At 39.9% G+C, this 426-nt stretch carries 1 pseudogene; it reads right to left on the minus strand.

What is annotated here, in order from left to right:
* Window positions 1–57 precede the first annotated feature (57 nt).
* Window positions 58–426 (minus strand): annotated as a pseudogene (locus tag P5683_RS25895) (RNA-dependent DNA polymerase); the annotation flags it as partial.

Consider the following 426-nt stretch of genomic DNA (forward strand, 5'->3'; position numbering starts at 1 on the left):
CTAGGAGGTTATTTCGGCATTGCAGCCTTATTTGACTCCTAAACGTTTCGCACTAGGTTGTTTAATTACACCTTTTATCAGTTCTGTGTGGGCTTTGACTGCTTTGTTACTGGGTTTGATGTGAGTTTTATGACCGATTAATCGGTTTGTTGTCCCACCTATTTTTCCAGATTTATATTTTCCTGCTGGGTATTGCCTGATATTGAATCCGAGAAAATCCAACCCTGGTTCTTCAGTTTTGCCATTATACTCAATGGAATTGAGTGTATGACAGATTCGAGTCTTTCCAGGTTTAATCTCTAATCCTACAGGTTTTAGCCATTCGGAAATTGCAGTTTTGCACTGTTCAATGATTTCTAGTGATGGTGATATTATAGCATTAGTCAAGGTGGTTAGGACGCAGCTTTGAGAACGGAATCCATGGCG

The organism is Limnospira sp. PMC 1279.21, from assembly GCF_032349615.1.
In the GTDB taxonomy this organism is placed as follows: Bacteria; Cyanobacteriota; Cyanobacteriia; order Cyanobacteriales; family Microcoleaceae; genus Limnospira; species Limnospira fusiformis.